The sequence below is a fragment of the Serratia sp. szju genome, assembly GCF_044594185.1.
Taxonomy (GTDB): Bacteria; Pseudomonadota; Gammaproteobacteria; order Enterobacterales; family Enterobacteriaceae; genus Serratia; species Serratia bockelmannii.
In genome coordinates this window covers 2,042,484-2,059,028 of record NZ_CP172576.1, presented here as the reverse complement: position 1 = coordinate 2,059,028, position 16,545 = coordinate 2,042,484, and the positions used below count along the sequence as shown (strand labels likewise).

The 16,545-nt window shown below is 58.9% G+C and carries 13 protein-coding genes; 12 read left to right on the top strand and 1 reads right to left on the bottom strand.

The window, feature by feature from the left end; translation table 11 throughout:
• The first annotated feature begins 123 nt into the window (after window positions 1–123).
• From RE418_RS09665 to RE418_RS09620, 10 genes are all read left to right on the top strand, one after another.
• Window positions 124–1,038 (top strand): alpha/beta hydrolase, encoded by a 915-nt coding sequence (locus RE418_RS09665; protein WP_025304265.1) that lies wholly within the window; start codon window positions 124–126, stop codon window positions 1,036–1,038.
• 427 nt (window positions 1,039–1,465) lie between these two features.
• Entirely contained in the window at window positions 1,466–1,876 is a 411-nt protein-coding gene (locus tag RE418_RS09660; protein WP_019453029.1) for a GNAT family N-acetyltransferase, read from the top strand.
• Window positions 1,877–1,903: 27 nt separating this feature from the next.
• On the top strand, window positions 1,904–2,593 hold the full coding sequence (locus RE418_RS09655; protein ID WP_025304266.1) for a PAS and helix-turn-helix domain-containing protein: 690 nt from the start codon (window positions 1,904–1,906) through the stop codon (window positions 2,591–2,593).
• Between the two features lie 20 nt (window positions 2,594–2,613).
• Entirely contained in the window at window positions 2,614–3,915 is a 1,302-nt protein-coding gene (locus RE418_RS09650) for a cytosine permease (RefSeq protein WP_025304267.1), read from the top strand.
• A gap of 530 nt (window positions 3,916–4,445) precedes the next feature.
• Window positions 4,446–5,060 (top strand): helix-turn-helix transcriptional regulator, encoded by a 615-nt coding sequence (locus RE418_RS09645; RefSeq protein ID WP_025304268.1) that lies wholly within the window; start codon window positions 4,446–4,448, stop codon window positions 5,058–5,060.
• A complete protein-coding gene (locus tag RE418_RS09640) occupies window positions 5,061–5,957 on the top strand; it encodes a queuosine precursor transporter (RefSeq protein ID WP_399676129.1) in 897 nt (298 codons plus the stop codon).
• Entirely contained in the window at window positions 5,935–6,774 is an 840-nt protein-coding gene (queF, locus tag RE418_RS09635; protein ID WP_043142166.1) for an NADPH-dependent 7-cyano-7-deazaguanine reductase QueF, read from the top strand. Before RE418_RS09640 ends, queF begins: the two co-directional genes overlap by 23 nt.
• A 122-nt stretch (window positions 6,775–6,896) precedes the next feature.
• A complete protein-coding gene (locus tag RE418_RS09630; RefSeq protein ID WP_089181347.1) occupies window positions 6,897–9,041 on the top strand; it encodes a phosphocholine-specific phospholipase C in 2,145 nt (714 codons plus the stop codon).
• Window positions 9,042–9,127: 86 nt separating this feature from the next.
• Window positions 9,128–10,261: an ABC transporter substrate-binding protein gene (locus RE418_RS09625; protein ID WP_089181348.1), complete on the top strand. Its 1,134-nt coding sequence runs from the start codon at window positions 9,128–9,130 to the stop codon at window positions 10,259–10,261.
• A 163-nt stretch (window positions 10,262–10,424) separates the two neighbouring features.
• Window positions 10,425–12,548, top strand: a complete 2,124-nt coding sequence (locus RE418_RS09620) for a TonB-dependent siderophore receptor (RefSeq protein WP_089181349.1) — start codon at window positions 10,425–10,427, stop codon at window positions 12,546–12,548.
• Between the two features lie 28 nt (window positions 12,549–12,576).
• Here the strand turns inward: RE418_RS09620 and RE418_RS09615 are convergent, their stop codons facing one another.
• The gene (locus RE418_RS09615) at window positions 12,577–13,473 is read right to left on the bottom strand and encodes a LysR family transcriptional regulator (protein ID WP_025304273.1); all 897 of its coding nucleotides are present in this window, start codon (window positions 13,471–13,473) and stop codon (window positions 12,577–12,579) included.
• Window positions 13,474–13,745: 272 nt separating this feature from the next.
• Between RE418_RS09615 and RE418_RS09610 the strand changes: the two genes are divergently transcribed.
• Together RE418_RS09610 and RE418_RS09605 are read left to right on the top strand one after the other, a co-directional pair.
• Complete coding sequence (locus RE418_RS09610; protein WP_043142136.1) at window positions 13,746–15,062, top strand: M20 family metallo-hydrolase; 1,317 nt, start codon at window positions 13,746–13,748, stop codon at window positions 15,060–15,062.
• Window positions 15,059–16,510 carry a M20 family metallopeptidase gene (locus RE418_RS09605; RefSeq protein ID WP_164067698.1) on the top strand — a complete coding sequence of 484 codons (1,452 nt, stop codon included), beginning with the start codon at window positions 15,059–15,061 and terminating at the stop codon, window positions 16,508–16,510. The genes RE418_RS09610 and RE418_RS09605 overlap by 4 nt, the downstream gene beginning before the upstream one ends.
• Window positions 16,511–16,545: the final 35 nt, after the last annotated feature.

The following is a 16,545-nucleotide window of genomic DNA, read 5'->3' as shown; positions in this document are numbered from 1 at the left end:
GCTATTAACCTGGCAAAGCAACGCCTGGCAGCGCTTCGCGACCGGAATGTCCGCCCTAAAGGTAGGTTTTTACCGGGCGCGAACGGATGCTACTATCGGCCTTTTTCGAGGATGTTGATCCGCATGTTATTGTCCAACCGGCATTTTATCTCCGCGCTTCTGGCGCTCGCCATCGGCCTTTGGCTGCCGGGCTCCGTGATGGCCAGGCCCGATTTGGAACGCAAGATCGGCACTACCGTAGCCGATAGCGATACTGCGGATTACCGCTTCAGCGATCTGCGATTCACCTCCGCCGATGGCCAACGGCATTATCGTGTTCGCATCGCCCAACCGCGTCAGGCGCCTGTGCCAGACGGCTATCCAACGGTTTATTTCCTCGACGGCAATGCGGTGCTGATGGAGTTGAACGCCGCCTTACTGGCCAAATTGGCAGCAACGAAGCGGCCACCGGTGCTGGTGATGATCGGCTATGACAACGATCTGCGCATCGATGCCGCCGGCCGCACCTACGACTATACGCTCCCTCTGCCGGCAGGCATGAAGAAACCGCCGCGGGCCGTCGGGGGCGCGGATGCGTTCCTGCAATTGATTGAGACCCAGATCAAACCGGCGATCGCCGCCAAACTGGCGGTCGATCCTCAGCGGCAAACGCTGTGGGGGCACTCCTACGGCGGGCTCTTCGTTCTGCATACGTTGTTCACCCATCCCACCGCCTTTCAGCGCTACATCGCCGTGGAACCCTCGCTGTGGTGGGGCGACGGCATGATCCTGCAAGAAGCACAGCAGATGACAGAACGGCGCGCGGCGCCGGCGGCCAGGTTGCAACTGTGGGTTGGCCTGGCAGAACGCGATCGGGCTGCCCCGCCCGGCGTGAAGAGCCCCGCTCTGCCGGCGGACGCAACGCGTTTATTGGCCGAACACCTGGCACAGCTCGACGGTCTCACCGTCGGCTATCGCGAATGGCCTGCCCTGGGACACGGCGCCATGCTGGGTGCGGCCATCGAGCCGGCGCTGGGCAGCGTCATTGCAGAGGACTAAATCAGCGGATCAGAAGCTATCGGCCATATTTTCATCTGCGGCGCATATCTTCTGATAAGAAGAGTGTTTACTATCTGAGACAGAGAATGGCGGGCGCGGGTGGGGGCGTCAAAAAACAAAGTGGCTCCCCCGTCGGCAAGTGAGCTTGCTCTATCCGGTGGAGCCATACAGTACTGCAGTTTTCCCGGTGGGGCCCTGGTGAGGCGCAAGTAGGAAAAGATGGTGTTAGCAGGGCATTTCAGCGTTTTAATACCGCCTGTTTCACTATTTTCTTCTCCCTGTGGCACCTACTATAAGCGGCCTCTCACCTGGCGGAAAAGGGTGAAAACCACCCTTGAAATACATTAATGAAAGTGATATTAGAAGCGGTTAGGGCGAAAGCGCCTAGTTCAGTTTTGAATAATTAAATCAGGGAATTATATTAAAAATGAATATTAATATCACCGACAAACCCAACCCGCAGGATGAAGAGTTCGTTATCGACAGCCTCTGGGCTCACAACCATAAAACCCAGCCAGTAGACATTCACCCACTGTTCCTGACCGTCACTGACGACAACCAGCAGATCGTCGGTGGCCTGGTCGCACGCACCTGGTGGGGCGGCCTGGAAGTGCAGTATCTGTGGGTCGGCGATCAATGTCGCAAAAGCGGTTACGGCCGCCAGCTGATGCAACTGGCCGAAGAAGAAGCCCGCAAGCGCGGTTGCCATATGGCCTATGTCGATACTTTCGATTTCCAGGCCCGAGGCTTCTACGAAAAACTGGGCTACCGGGTCTACGGCGAGCTGGGCGACTACGCGCATCGCCACACCCGCCATTACCTGGCTAAAAGCCTGTAACGCGGCCTGAGCGGCGCAGAGGTAGGTATGGATTCATCGCATAAAAATAATGAATCTTATTTTAAGGGCCTCATCACCATGATGGAGCACCTGAGCGAGCCCTGGGGCATCAAAGACCAGCTGTCCCGCCACCTTTATATGAATCGTGCCGCTTATCTCTATACCAATACGCCGCTGAATTTCGACGTCGCCGGCAAATATGACCACGAATTCCCCGCCGACTGGGCCGACTCCGCCGCCGACTTTATCGAGCATGACAAAATGACCGAAGCGGCGCGCGATCGGGTCACGGTCATAGAAACCCACTACTGGTACGGCAAAGACAGCCTGACGCCGTTTATCAGCGAAAAGCTGCCGGTGTACAACGATGACAAACAGGTGATTGGCGTGATCTGGAACGCCAAGCCGATGAACAGCCTGTCACCGCTGAAATACATCAATCAGCAAAAACCCAGCGTATTGACCACCGAAGTCAATAACGAGCTGTTCACCCGTGCCGAACTCGATGTCATTTTTCTTATGCTGCAACGATTTACGGTAAAAGAGATCGCAAAAATCTATAACGTCAGCAATAAGACCATCGAAAACCGCATTTATAACATTTACCAGAAGGCCAACGTGCATACTCAGCAACAATTTGAGGAATACTGCAAATACGCCAATCTGGATAACTACATTCCCGATCGCCTGATAACCAAAGGCATTCAGTTTATTTGAACCGCAAGGAAGATCTCACCGTGATAAAGATCGAAGATTATCCGCTCACCCGGGTGCCGCAGGATAAAAGAGTCTCGTTTTTAAGCGTGGCCATCGTGCATATGGGCATGTTGACCGCGCTGGACCAGTTCATGCTCGGCGCCGTACTCGGCAACTCCATGACGCTGATTGACGCTTTCACCGCCATTTTCGTCGGCAGCCTGATCTTCGGCGTGGTGACCTACGGCCTGGGGCTGGCGGGCATGCGTGAAGGCATTTCCGGCAGCCTGCTGGCGCGCTGGTGCGGCTTCGGCCGTCTGGGCTCGGTGCTGATCGGCGTGGTGGTGGCCGTCAGCCTGCTGGGATGGTTCGGCATTCAGAACGCCATTTTCGCCAAGTCGCTCGACTTCGCGCTCGGCAATAAGCTGGGCTTTGGCTTGGCCGCCGGGCTCTCGGGCACGCTGTTGACTATCCTGGTGGCATTCGGTTTCAAGGCGCTGCGCATCGCCGCACGTATCGCGGTGCCGATGTTCATCATGCTGGTGGCCTTTATTTCAGTGACCGCGCTTTCCGGGCATAACCTGCAGGAGATCATCCAGCTGGCGCCGCCGGGTGAACCGCTGACCATCAGCGCCGGCATCACCATCGTCGTCGGCGGCGCCATCGTGGCCAGCCTGATGACCCCCGATCTGACCCGTTACTCCAAAAACGGCAAGCACGTGCTCGGCGTCACGCTCTTCACCATCATCGCCGGCGAGTTCGTGGTAAACGGCCTGGCGATCCTGATCGCCAAAACCCTGGGCACCGCGGATGTAGTCACCATCATGTCACAAGCGGCCGGCGGCGCCGGTTTGCTGGTAGTGGTGTTCTCCACCCTGCGCGTCAACGATCTCAACCTGTATTCCTCTTCGCTGGGCATCGTCAACGCGGTGGAAGGCATCACCGGCAAAAAGCTGAAGTACACCTACACCACGTTGGTGATCGGGATTCTGGGCACTACGCTGTCGGTGCTGGGCATTCTCGACCGCTTCGTCGACTTCCTGACGGTGCTTGGCGTGGTCTTCCCGCCGATTATCGGCATCATGTTGGTGGACTATTACCTGCTGCGCAGCCACCGCAAGATCCTGGACGAGAGCCGCCGCACGGGCCAGTTGCCGAACGAAACGCCAACCATCGGCTGGGCGGCGATCGTCGCCAGCATCGCCGGCGGCGCCGTTGGCCTGGCGACCGAATGGGGCGTACCGACCATCAATTCCCTGGTAGCGGCCAGCCTGCTGTATTGGGTGCTTAAACTGGCCTTCAGTCGGGCGCAAAAACCGCTGGCCTCGCAGAAGTCTCTCTGATTTTCGCGCACGCGGTAATGCACTCCTCCGGTATCGGGGGAGTGTTTGACGCTCGAAAAGGGGATTCAATGCAAAAGATGGGGCCGATCGCGCAGACAAACGGCCGTGGTGTTTAGGGTCCCTGGTGTCGGTAGCAAGCTATCCATTTATGCTCAGAGTGTGGCAATGCCCCCTCTGAGCTTTTTATTATAAAAACTGTCGGCTTCCGTATTTTGATCGTAAAGAAAAACTTCAGCTTGCATGAACAGTAGCCCATGAAATCGGCTTTGGTCAACATAAAAGTAAACATAAAACCGGCTTTTGTGTTCACTTTTCTATAAGTAAAACCTAATCAATTGATTTGCACGGCTTTATCTTTCTCGCAGAGGAAGCAGGCTACCCCCGCTGACATCACTGCGCTAAACGGCTGACGGTAAACAATAATTACCGCTAATAATCAGTTCGTTACCCGCTCGTCTGCGCCTTTTTATCTGGACAACGCCAATGCGTAAGATATAGTGAAGCCTGCGTAATGTTTGTAAGGACAGCCAATGAAAACCACCAACGCACAGCGCAAAATCAACATCATTAAAAATATTGAATATCTGATGCGTACCCGCGGTGAAACCAAGGCTTCCTTTTCCAATCGCAGCGGCCTGACGCGCACTACCCTCTACAAAATTCTTGACGGAAGAGTGAACAACGTTCAGCAATCCACCGTGAATCGGATCTCCGACTTCTTCGGTGTCTCCTGTGAAGAGATCGAAGACTACGATCTGGAAAAACTGGAGCTGCTCAACGAAACGCTGTCCACCGAAGGCAACAAGAACCCTTCCGCCATTCCGGTGATCCCCCAGTCGCGCTATCTGGCCGTCTCGCAGCGCAAGATCGGGCAGCTGGTCACCGAGTTTCCTCTGACTTATTTCTTCGGCGATGAGTCGAACATGTTGGCAATGAAAATAGAGACCGAAATTAAAGGGTCATTTATTCCCGGCGAGGTCATCATCATCAAAAGGCCGCCGGTACTGATTTGCGATTCACCTTTGCTGTATCACTCGGGAAAACGCGGCTTCTTTGTGGTTGACGACAAAGACAGCGAAAGCATGGACAAACGCCCTCAGGACACCGTGCAATTCCTGGGTTACATCGTTGGAGAAAGGTTATAAATGGAACCGAATCAGAAGTTCAAGCTGTTGGGCTTCACCCGGCATGGCACCATCGCGGCCAATGTCATGGTATTGGCCACCGGCAAAACCATTACCATGGGGCTGAATGAGCTGGCCGACAGCGAAATATCAGAAGATCTGAGCCGGCACGAGCTGCAGGCGCTGTACCGCAAACTCTATGGCGACAACCAACACAAAACCGCCTACGAGCTCAGCGATCGCCACGAACGCTCCTGGTACGCCTACCTGATTATTACCGTGGCGCTCAGCGTGATTTATATTTTCTCAACGCTGTGCGGCGTCAAGCCGATCCAAATCCCGGTGCTGAATCTCATCACGCCGCCGGCGATCTTCATCTACCCGCTCACGTTCATTCTGGTGGATATCCTCAACGAATTCTACGGGTTGCGGCTGGCACGGCGCACGATTATCATCTCGTTTATCGCCAACCTGACCTTCGTCCTGGGGGTCTGGGTAACAACGCTGGTGCCGAGTATTCCGCAGTGGGAGTACAGCGAGACCTACAACGGTATCGTGCACAGCATCATGGCGGTGCTGGTGGCCTCGTCGGCGGCCTATCTGATCTCCGAGAACGTCAACTCCTACCTGCTCTGCAAAATCAAAGAGTTGACCAACTCCCGCTACCTGTTTGTGCGCGTGATCACCAGTACCGTAGTGGCGTCGGCCATCGACAGCGTGGTGTTCTGTACGCTGGCGTTCTACAACGTGCTGAGCTGGGACATCATCAAAACCATGATCCTGTCGCAGTTCCTGATCAAGGTGGTTTACGCCCTGCTGGGCGTCGGGCCGATCTACGCCACCCGCAGTCTGTTTAACCGCTACATCAATACCGAACAAGCAAAGGGCAATGAATATGCATATCCAAAAGCAAGATAAGATCACCCATCTTGGCGCGAACTCCGATTATCCGGATCAATATGCTCCCGCATTGCTCGAAGCCCTGCCGCGCGCGCGCGGCCGCGATCTGATCGGCGTGGACGAGCGGCAGCTGCCATTCAGCGGCTTCGATCTGTGGACCGCCTTCGAGTTGTCGTGGCTCAACGGCAAGGGCAAACCGGTGGTGGGCATCGGCGAATTTACCTTCCCGCACTCTTCTTCCAACCTGATCGAATCCAAATCGTTCAAGCTGTATCTCAACAGCTTCAACCAAACGCGCTTCGACAGCGTGGAACAGGTGAGCGCCGCCATGCAGAAGGATCTGTCGCAGGCGGCCAATGGCCAGGTCACCGTCAAGCTCTATCCGGGTTTGGAAGGTTATCCGGCGCAGATCGATCGTCTGCCGGGCATCAACATCGACGATCTGGATATCGCGGTCGACGACTTCGCCTTCAAACCGGAATACCTGAGCGGCGCGGCCGATCAAGGGGAGCACGTAGCGGAGACGCTGTCTTCCAATCTGCTGAAATCCAACTGCCTGGTCACCAACCAGCCGGACTGGGGCAGCGTGGTGATCCACTATGAAGGCCGCAAAATCGATCGCGAAAGCCTGCTGCGCTACCTGATCTCCTTCCGCCAGCACAACGAATTCCACGAGCAGTGCGTCGAGCGCATTTTCAACGACATCAAGCAGAGCTGCCGCCCGGAAAAACTCAGCGTGTTCGCGCGTTACACCCGCCGCGGCGGCCTGGACATCAACCCCTTCCGCAGCGATTTCGAAACGGCGCCAGCGCTCGGCCGCCTGATCAGGCAGTAAGCGTTACCCCCCAATGCTCCCGCCAGGGAGCATTGTTTCCTCGCTTTCATCTCCCTGTTATTTTTCGCCATTATCGTCGTCAGCGGCTATCTTCAAAGCACACTGACGGAGATTAACGACGCATGCCTGACCTTTCTCGCAGAGACCTACTGCGGGCCGCCGCCATTGGATCGGCTTTCACGCTGTTGCCCGCCTCGATTCGCAAAGCGCTGGCCATTCCCGCCAATAACCGCACCGGCACCCTGCGCGACGTCGAACACGTGGTGATCCTGATGCAGGAGAATCGCTCTTTCGACCACTACTTCGGCACCCTGCCGGGTGTACGCGGCTTCAGCGATCGCTTTACCATCCCATTGCCCGGCGATCGCCTCGTCTGGCAGCAGCAGGGCGCCGAGCGGCTGGTGCTGCCCTACCATCTGGACAGCAAACGCGGCAACGCACAGCGCGTCACTGGCACGCCGCACTCGTGGGTGGATGAGCAAGCCGCCTGGGATCACGGCCGCATGAGCGCCTGGCCCACCTACAAAACGCCGGCCTCGATGGGCTACTACCGCCAGCAGGAGCTGCCGTTCCAGTTCGCACTGGCCAACGCCTTTACCCTGTGCGACGCCTATCACTGCGCTATCCACGCCGGCACCAACACCAACCGGCTGTTCCACTGGACCGGCACCAACGGCCCGTCCGCCGCCGACGTAGCGGTGGTGGTCAACGAGTGGGACAGCCCCGGCCCGGCGGAGATCGGCTACCAGTGGACAACCTATCCGGAACGGCTGGAGGCGAGCGGCGTCAGCTGGAAGGTGTACCAATTCCTGCCGGACAACTTTACCGACAACCCGCTGGCGGGCTTCCGCCAATACCGCGCCGCCAGCATTCAGGTGGGCAACCCGGCGCGGCCGCCGAAAGGCTTCAACGCCTTCGTACCTTATCGCGACGAGCTCAACGCGACCGCGCCGCTGTACAAGGGCAACGGCAACACCCTGCCGGCCGCCGACGGCAACGATCTGGACGCCATGCTGGCCGGATTCCGTGCCGACGTGCAGCAGGGCAAACTGCCGCAGGTCAGTTGGATCATCGCGCCGGCGGCCTATTCGGAACATCCCGATCCCTCCAGCCCGGTGCAGGGCGGCTGGTTCACGCAAGAGATCCTCAACGCGCTGACCGATAACCCGGAGGTGTGGAGCAAAACCGTCCTGCTGGTCAACTACGACGAAAACGACGGCTTTTTCGATCATATGCCTTCGCCTTCCGCGCCGTCGCTGCGCGAAGACGGCAGCTTCGCCGGTAAATCGACGGTGCCGTTCGATACCGAGATCTTCCAGCACGTGGCGCCGCCCGGCTCGCAGGATCAGCCGCCGCCGGACGGCCGCATCTACGGCCCCGGCCCGCGGGTGCCGATGCTGGTGCTATCGCCCTGGAGCCGCGGCGGCTGGGTCAATTCGCAGGTCTTCGATCACACCTCGGTGCTGCAATTCCTGGAAAAGCGCTTTCAGGTGCATGAACCCAACATCAGCGCCTGGCGCCGCGCGGTGTGTGGCGATCTCACCTCAGCGTTCAATTTTGTCGACCCTAACGGCGAAGCGCTGCCAAGCCTGCCCGCCACCAGCCGCCACGCCGCCGATGGCCTGCGCCAGCGCCAGGAACAGCTGCCGCAGGTGCCGCTGCCATCGCCCGCCCACCAGCGTTTGCCGCACCAACGCCGCCTGGCGCGCCCTTCCCGCGCACTGCCCTACCAGCTGCACGTCGAGGCCACCGTCGCGACCGAGCAGCGCCGCGTGACGTTGAACCTGTTCAATACCGGCGAGCAGGGAGCGGTATTTCACGTCTACGACTGGCGAGACCTGACGCAAATCCCGCGCCGCTATACCGTCGAGGCCGGCAAGGCGGTCAGCGACGACTGGCAGGCGGACAATGAGTACCATCTATGGCTGCTCGGCCCCAACGGCTTTCATCGCGAGCTGCGCGGCGTCCTGAGTCGGCCGCAGCCGGAAGTGCGTTTGCGCCCAACGGGCCGCAGCCTGCAGCTGCAGTTGAATAATCCGGGCACCGAAGCGATAGCGGTCACCCTCGAACTCTGCCCTTACACTCAGCAAGGCCCGTGGCCTATTACGCTGCCTGCGGGCGGCAGCCACCAGCAAACGTTTGACGCCCGCACCAGCGGCGGCTGGTATGATCTTACGCTGCGAGGCCCCGGCTGGCTGCGACGCCTGGCGGGGCGGCTGGAGGACGGTGAGCACAGCGTCAGCGACCCGCTGATGGGCCAGGGATGATCTATCGGCATCAAGGGAGTTCAAAAAGCGAAAGGATATCGCTTATCATTGCGTTCTCGTTCTTCGCCGATTACCCAAGGATCTTCATGCCCGCTGTTCTTATCGCTAAAGCCGGCCGCTGGTTGGCCGCCTGTGTGTTGCTGTTGGCCGGCACCGCTCAAGCCGCGCCGATCGTCGTCACCGATGTCGCCGGCCGCCAGGTCACCCTGCCGCAACCGGCCAAACGCGTTATCCTGGCCGATGCCCGTGCGCTGCTGGCGCTGAATATTCTGCATCCGCAGGAGCCGCTGAAAAACATCATCGCCTGGGACAACTCGCTGAAGGTCAAAGCGCCGGATCTGGTGGAGGCCTACGCGAAAAAATTCCCGCAGGTCATGCAGATCCCCACCTTCGACAACCCCTACACCAGTGATTTCAGCGTGGAAAGCGCGGTGGTGCGCCAACCGGATCTGATCATTTTCGACATCGGCCTGCTGAGCAAATTGAAAGACAGCGGCGTGCTGACCCAGCTGGAAAAAGTCGGCATCCCAGTGCTGATCATCGATTTTCGCCAGCAGCCGCTGACCAACACCGTCGCCAGCATGGCGCTGTTGGGAAAAGTGTTTGACGAGCAGCCCAACGCCGATGCTTTTATCCGCCTCTATCAGCAACGCCTCGAACTGGTGCGCCAGCGGGTCGCCACGCTGAAACCGGAGCAGCGCCCCAGCGTCTTCATCGAGCGCAGCGCCGGCATCAAAGGCGAACAGTGCTGCAACACCTTCGGCAAAGGCAGCTTCGGCCAGTTCATCGATACCGCCGGCGGCAACAATATCGGCAGCAAGCTGTTTTCAGACATGGGTGGAGAAGTGAACGTCGAGCAGGTGATCAGCAGCAACCCGGATTTCTATCTGCTGACCGGTGCCGACTGGAGCCGTGGCCATCGCGGCACGCTGGCGGTACCACTGGGTTACACCACCGATATGGCCACCAGCCAAAAGAAACTGGCGCATCTGCTGGATCGTACCGGTATTAACGTGCTGAAAGCGGTGAAAGAAAAACGCGTGATGGCGATTTATCATCAATTTTACGACACGCCGCTCAACTTTATCGCGGTTGAAGCGATCGCCAAATTCCTGCACCCGGCGCTGTTTAAAGATATTGATCCGCAAGCGGATATCGAAATGGTGCACCAGAAATTCACCGCGCTGGATTACAGCGGCGTCTTCTGGCTTACGCCATAATAACCTCCCGCAGGGCCCGCCAGTCGGGTCCTGTTTCCCGCATTCATTATTTAGTTACCCACTTAACTATCCCGTAACAATTCTATTTACTTGCCAATAATTATCATTAAGATTGTCTTTTCTAAAAAAACACATCCGGGTCTGAAACTCTTAAGGCATTATTATGTCACCTCTTTTTCGGCTTTCCCTGCTGACGGCTTCCATCGCCATCGCATTCCCTGTCCTTGCTACTGATAACTCATCTCAGAACGATACCGACACCGTGACCGTCGTCGGCAACTGGCTGGACAACCCTGATACCAGTTCGGTGCTGCTCAACCATCCGGGCGCGCGTTCCATCGTCACCCAGCAGCAGATGCATGAGCAAGGCGACCAAACCATCGCCGACAGCCTGCGCGGTGTGCCCGGCGTGCAGGTGCGCGACAGCAACGGCACCGGCGGCAGCGATATTTCGCTCAACGTCGGCGTGCGCGGCCTGACATCGCGTCTTTCTCCGCGCTCCACCATTCTGATGGATGGCGTCCCGCTGGCGGTTGCGCCTTACGGCCAGCCGCAGCTGTCGATGGCGCCGCTATCGATCGGTAACCTGCAATCGGTGGACGTGGTGCGCGGCGGCGGTGCGGTGCGCTACGGGCCGCAAAACGTCGGCGGCGTGATCAACTTCGTTACCCGCGACATTCCCAAAACGTTTGGCGGCACCGCCAGCGTACAAACCCAGGGCGCCAGCCACGGCGGCCTGAAGACCCTGACCAGCGCCTCCGTGGGCGGCACCGCAGACAACGGCCTCGGCGCCGAGCTGCTCTATTCCGGCCTGCACGGCCAGGGCTACCGCGACAACAACGACAACACCGACATCGACGATTTCATGCTGAAAACGCGTTATGCGTTCACCGATCGCGACGAACTGCTGGCCAATTTCCACTACTACGACGCCAAAGCCGGCATGCCGGGCGGGCTGAGCAGCGCGCAATACGCGCAGAACCCGTTCCAGTCCACGCGGCCGTGGGATCAGTTCGAAGGCCGCCGCAAGGATATGTCGTTCAAATACAAACATCAGGAAGACGACAAGCAGTTCGAAGTGTTGACCTACTTCACCGACAGCTACCGCGGCAGCAACATCGAATCGGAAGGCACCGGCAAAAACGCGGGCCAGCGGCGCATGGTCTCCTATCCGCGCCACTATTCAACCTGGGCGATCGAACCAAGCTATTCGCAGCTGTTTCGCTTCTGGAATATGGCGCACGAGATCACCCTCGGTTACCGCTACCTGAATGAAACCATGGACGAAAAAGCATCGCGTTCCGCCTGGTATAATCCGGCGAATATCGGCTCGACGCCGGATACCCCGGACTATTACCAGCATACCTCCGGCGGTACCGCAGCCAACGCGTTCTATATCGACGACACCATTAACGTCGGCAACTGGACGGTCACGCCGGGCCTGCGTTATGAAAGCATTCGCACCCACGTGGACGATTCGTTCAACAACATCAGCCGCGAGAAAAGCTACAGCGAGCCGCTGCCGTCATTGAACGTGATGTACCACCTGTCCGACGCCTGGAAACTGTTCGCCAACGCCAACACCTCGTTCGGCAGCATGCAGTATTTCCAACTGACCAAAGGCGGCAACGGCAACCAGCCGGCGCCGGGGCTGACGGCGGAAAAAGCGCGCACCTATGAGTTCGGCACCCGCTACGATGACACCGTGGTCAAGGCCGAGGCCACGCTGTTCTACATCGACTTCGATAACCAGCTGCAGTACATCAGCAACGACGTGGGCTGGACCAACATGGGCGCCACCAAGCACAAAGGCATCGAGCTGGCGCTCAGCTACGATCTCAGCGAGCTGAATCGGGCGCTCGACGGCGCCAGCGTCTACACCAGCTATACCTACACCAAAGCCAGCACCGACAAGGGCGACTTCGCCGGTAAAGATCTGCCGTTCTACTCGCGCCAGGTCTATACCGTCGGCACGCGTTACGCCACCGGCAGCTGGGTATGGAATCTGGACGGTTATGCGCAGTCGAAACAGCATTCGCCGGGCACCGGGCCGGAGTACATCACGCAGGAAAGCGCCGATGGCCAGTTCGGCAACATCGCCGGTTACATGGTGTGGAATATGCGCGGGGAATATAACTTCGGGCCGCAGCTGTCGAACCTGACGCTGGGCGCCGGGGTGAAAAACCTGTTCGATCAGCGCTACTTTACCCGCTCCAACGACAATAACTTCGGCAAGTACGTCGGTGAACCGCGCACCTTCTTCGTGCAGGGGTCGATCGCCTTCTGATACCCGGGCCCCCGATGGGGCTTCGGTATCACCGACAGTAAAGACGAAACAGGCGCGCCAAGTGCGCGCCCATCGGCGTCAAGGTGGTGTCCTTGCGTTGGATAAGATAAAACGTCGCTTTCGGCAAACTCTCTTCCAGCTCAAGCGGCACCAAATGCTTGCCCAGAATCGGATCCGAAATCACGTCCACCGACAGAATGCTGACAAAATCGCTCTGCGCCACCAGGCTGGTACAGGCCATAAAGGTCTCGCAGGTCACGCTGATCGACGGCGCCATGCCCAAGTCCCCGAACAGATCGTGCAATAGCCGGTAATAACTGCCTTTCGGCGTCGGCATGGTCCAGTCGCAGTGCTGCAGCTGTTTCAGCGAGGTTGCCCCTTCCATCGGATGCCCTTTACGTACCACCACCCGATACTCTTTTTCCATCAGCCGTTCGTACTGCAACTCGTTGTCGAGGCTGCTGGGGTAGTAGGTATTGACGGTAAAATCCAGCTCGCCCTGACGCAGTTCAGGGATCATCGACACCAGCTGCCCCTCGACGATGCGCACCTTCACGTTGGGATACTCACGATGAAACTGAGTGACCACCTGCGGCATCACAGTACGCGCAATGCTGCCACCAACGCCGATATTCACCGTGCCGCCCGCCAACCCCAGCCGCTGCTGGATATCTTCCTGCGCCACCCGCAGCTCTTCAAGGATCAGGCTGGCATGCTGGAAAAAGTTATCGCCACAGTCGGTCAATACCACCCCCTGGCTACGGCGAATAAACAGCTTGGCGCCCAGCACCTCTTCCAGCTCCTGAATGGCTTTGGTCAGTGCAGGCTGGGAAAGGCGCGAGGTACGGCTAGCGGCGCGGATGCTGCCCTGGCGGCTAACGTCCACAAATGCACGTAATTGGTGCAATTTTATCGAGGCTGGCATAGGCGAAAGGCGATAACCGTTATTTATCAATAGCAAGATATTGGCATCTTATTTAGCCAGATTCCATTGTGTACATTCGGAAAAAACATAATAAATAACCAAATTCTTATTTCGCTTAATTAAGCGCATTTTCTGCGCCAATAAGCGCCATTCACGGCAGTTAGTAACCAAATACACCTTTTTATTTGCAAGAGCATCACCGTCTGATTTCAGTTCAGAGCATAACTGCTGCCTGGAGCGATCCAGCGCGCGATAACTTATGAGATATCACTATGACTAATTCGCTTTCGATGTTGGTGGCCGATCTGTACCCGCAATTGCAGGCCTGGCGCCGCGACTTCCACCGCTATGCCGAATCCGGCTGGTTTGAGTTCCGCACCGCCACCCTGGTGGCGGAAGAACTCGATCGGCTGGGTTACCGCCTGCAGCTAGGCCGCGAGGTCATCAAGGCCGAGGCGCGCATGGGACTACCCTCGTCCGATGAGCTGGAGGCGCAGGAACTGCGCGCCCGCAATCAGGGCGCGTTGGAAAAATGGTTGCCGCATTTTTCCGGCGGCTTCGCCGGCATCGTCGCAACGCTCGATACCGGCCGCCCCGGCCCGACTATCGCCTACCGCGTGGATATGGACGCCCTCGATCTCAACGAATTGCTGGAACCCGAACACCTGCCGTTCCGTGAAGGCTTCGCCTCTTGCAACAGCGGCATGATGCATGCATGCGGTCATGACGGCCATACCACCATCGGCCTGGGGCTGGCGCACGTGTTCAAAAGCCTGGAGTCCCTGCTTAGCGGCACCGTCAAATTGATCTTCCAGCCGGCGGAGGAAGGCACACGCGGCGCAAAATCGATGGTGGAGGCCGGCGTGGTGGACGACGTCGATTTCTTCACCGCGGTGCATATCGGCACCGGCGTGCCGGCCGGTGAGCTGGTATGTGGCAGCGACAGCTTTATGGCCACCAGCAAGCTGGACGTTACCTTCCGCGGCGTCGCCTCCCACGCCGGCGCCAAGCCGGAAGACGGTCGCAACGCACTGCTGGCGGCGGCGCAGGCTGCGCTAGGGCTTTACGCCATCCCGCGCCACAGCGAAGGCAGCTCACGCATCAATGTCGGCGTGCTGCAGGCCGGCACCGGCCGCAACGTGATCGCCGATCGGGCGTTTATGAAGGTGGAGACGCGCGGCGCCACCAATGAGATCAATACGTTCGTCTATCAGCAGGCCCTGAACGCCATCGAAGGCGCCGCCAAAATGCACGGCGTCGCCTGCGACATCGCGCTGATGGGCGCGGCGCAGAGCAGCAAACCGACCCAACCGTGGGTGGATTATATCCGCCGCCAGGCGCAGCAGATAACCGAGCTGACCTCGGTGGTCGATCGCCGCGAACAGGCGGCGGGTTCAGAAGACGCCACCTACATGATGGAACGGGTGAAATCCCGCGGCGGCCAGGCCTCATACGTCATTTTCGGCACCGAGCTGAGCGCCGGGCACCATAACGAGAAATTCGACTTCAACGAACAGGTGATGGCGGTGGCGGTGAAAACGCTGGCGTCGCTGGCGCTGAACCTGCCGACATTCGGGAGCGGAGCATGAGCAACTCAGAACTGCAGGCATTTATCGACGACTACATTGACCAACGTCAACCCCGCTTCAGCACGCTGAGCGACGCGATTTGGGATCACCCGGAAACGCGCTTCAACGAGACCTATTCCGCCACGTTGCTGGCCGATGCGCTGGAACAGGAAGGCTTCTCGGTCGAACGCGGCGTGGGCGACATCGAGACGGCGTTTATCGCCAGCTACGGCAGCGGCCACCCGGTCATCGCGCTGCTGGGCGAGTACGACGCGCTGGCCGGGCTGAGCCAGCAGGCGGGCTGCGCCACGCCGCAGCCGCTGGTGGAAAACGGCAACGGCCATGGCTGCGGCCACAATCTGCTGGGCACCGCGGCGCTGGCGGGCGCCTTCGCCGCCAAGGCGTGGATGCAGCAGAACCGGCTGACCGGCACCCTGCGCTTCTACGGCTGCCCGGGCGAAGAAGGCGGCTCCGGCAAAACCTTTATGGTGCGCGAAGGCCTGTTCGACGACGTCGACGCCGCCCTCACCTGGCACCCGGAAGGCTTCAGCGGCATGTTCAACACCAGCACGCTGGCCAACATTCAGGCGGCGTTTCACTTCAAGGGCGTCGCCGCCCATGCCGCCAACTCGCCACACCTGGGGCGCAGCGCGCTGGACGCGGTGACGCTGATGAATACCGGCGCCAACTTCCTGCGCGAACATATCGTGCAAGAAGCGCGACTGCACTACGCGGTCACCCACACCGGCGGCAGCTCCCCCAACGTGGTGCAGGCCGACGCCGAGGTGTTGTACCTGATCCGCGCGCCGCAGCTCGACCAGGCGCAGGACATTTACCAACGGGTGATTAACATCGCCAAGGGCGCAGCGCTGATGACTGACACCCAGATGGACGTGCGCTTCGACAAAGCCTGCTCCAACTATGTGCCGAACCGCAGTCTTGAACGCGCGATGTATCAAAACCTGTGTGATTTCGGTCTGCCCGAGTACAGCGACGCCGAACGCCGCTTCGCCGAGGAAATCCGCCAGACGCTGAGCCGCGACGATCTGCGCAACGCCAAACTCAACATAGCCCGCACCGGTGGCGCAGCCGGGCGCGAGTGGGTACAACTGCTGGGAGATAAGGTGCTGATGGACGAGGTCGCTCCTTATGTGGAGTCCGACGACCTGCTGTACGGTTCTACCGACGTTGGCGACGTGAGCTGGGTGGCGCCAACCGCCCAATGCTTTAGCCCCTGTTTCGCACTCGGCACTCCTCTGCACACCTGGCAACTGGTGGCGCAGGGCCGCACCGCTATCGCCCATAAGGGCATGTGCCTGGCCGGCAAGGTGATGGCGGCGACCGCCATCGATCTGCTGAGCGACAGCGCCCTGCTGGCGAGCTGCCGCAGCGAGTTTGAGCACCAACGCGCCGAACAGCCGTATCGATGCCCTATCCCACAGGGGGTAAAACCCTCCCCATTGAAATAGCATGAACAGACAGGGCCCGGTTCACCGGGCCACTA

What these genes read in the sequence shown, in the direction of transcription:
- RE418_RS09665 (WP_025304265.1), top strand. Translation starts at nt 124, where the DNA reads ATGTTATTGTCCAACCGGCATTTTATCTCCGCGCTTCTGGCGCTCGCC.
- RE418_RS09660 (WP_019453029.1), top strand. Translation starts at nt 1,466, where the DNA reads ATGAATATTAATATCACCGACAAACCCAACCCGCAGGATGAAGAGTTC.
- RE418_RS09655 (WP_025304266.1), top strand. Translation starts at nt 1,904, where the DNA reads ATGGATTCATCGCATAAAAATAATGAATCTTATTTTAAGGGCCTCATC.
- RE418_RS09645 (WP_025304268.1), top strand. Translation starts at nt 4,446, where the DNA reads ATGAAAACCACCAACGCACAGCGCAAAATCAACATCATTAAAAATATT.
- RE418_RS09640 (WP_399676129.1), top strand. Translation starts at nt 5,061, where the DNA reads ATGGAACCGAATCAGAAGTTCAAGCTGTTGGGCTTCACCCGGCATGGC.
- queF (WP_043142166.1), top strand. Translation starts at nt 5,935, where the DNA reads ATGCATATCCAAAAGCAAGATAAGATCACCCATCTTGGCGCGAACTCC.
- RE418_RS09630 (WP_089181347.1), top strand. Translation starts at nt 6,897, where the DNA reads ATGCCTGACCTTTCTCGCAGAGACCTACTGCGGGCCGCCGCCATTGGA.
- RE418_RS09625 (WP_089181348.1), top strand. Translation starts at nt 9,128, where the DNA reads ATGCCCGCTGTTCTTATCGCTAAAGCCGGCCGCTGGTTGGCCGCCTGT.
- RE418_RS09620 (WP_089181349.1), top strand. Translation starts at nt 10,425, where the DNA reads ATGTCACCTCTTTTTCGGCTTTCCCTGCTGACGGCTTCCATCGCCATC.
- RE418_RS09615 (WP_025304273.1), bottom strand. Translation starts at nt 13,473, where the DNA reads ATGCCAGCCTCGATAAAATTGCACCAATTACGTGCATTTGTGGACGTT.
- RE418_RS09610 (WP_043142136.1), top strand. Translation starts at nt 13,746, where the DNA reads ATGACTAATTCGCTTTCGATGTTGGTGGCCGATCTGTACCCGCAATTG.
- RE418_RS09605 (WP_164067698.1), top strand. Translation starts at nt 15,059, where the DNA reads ATGAGCAACTCAGAACTGCAGGCATTTATCGACGACTACATTGACCAA.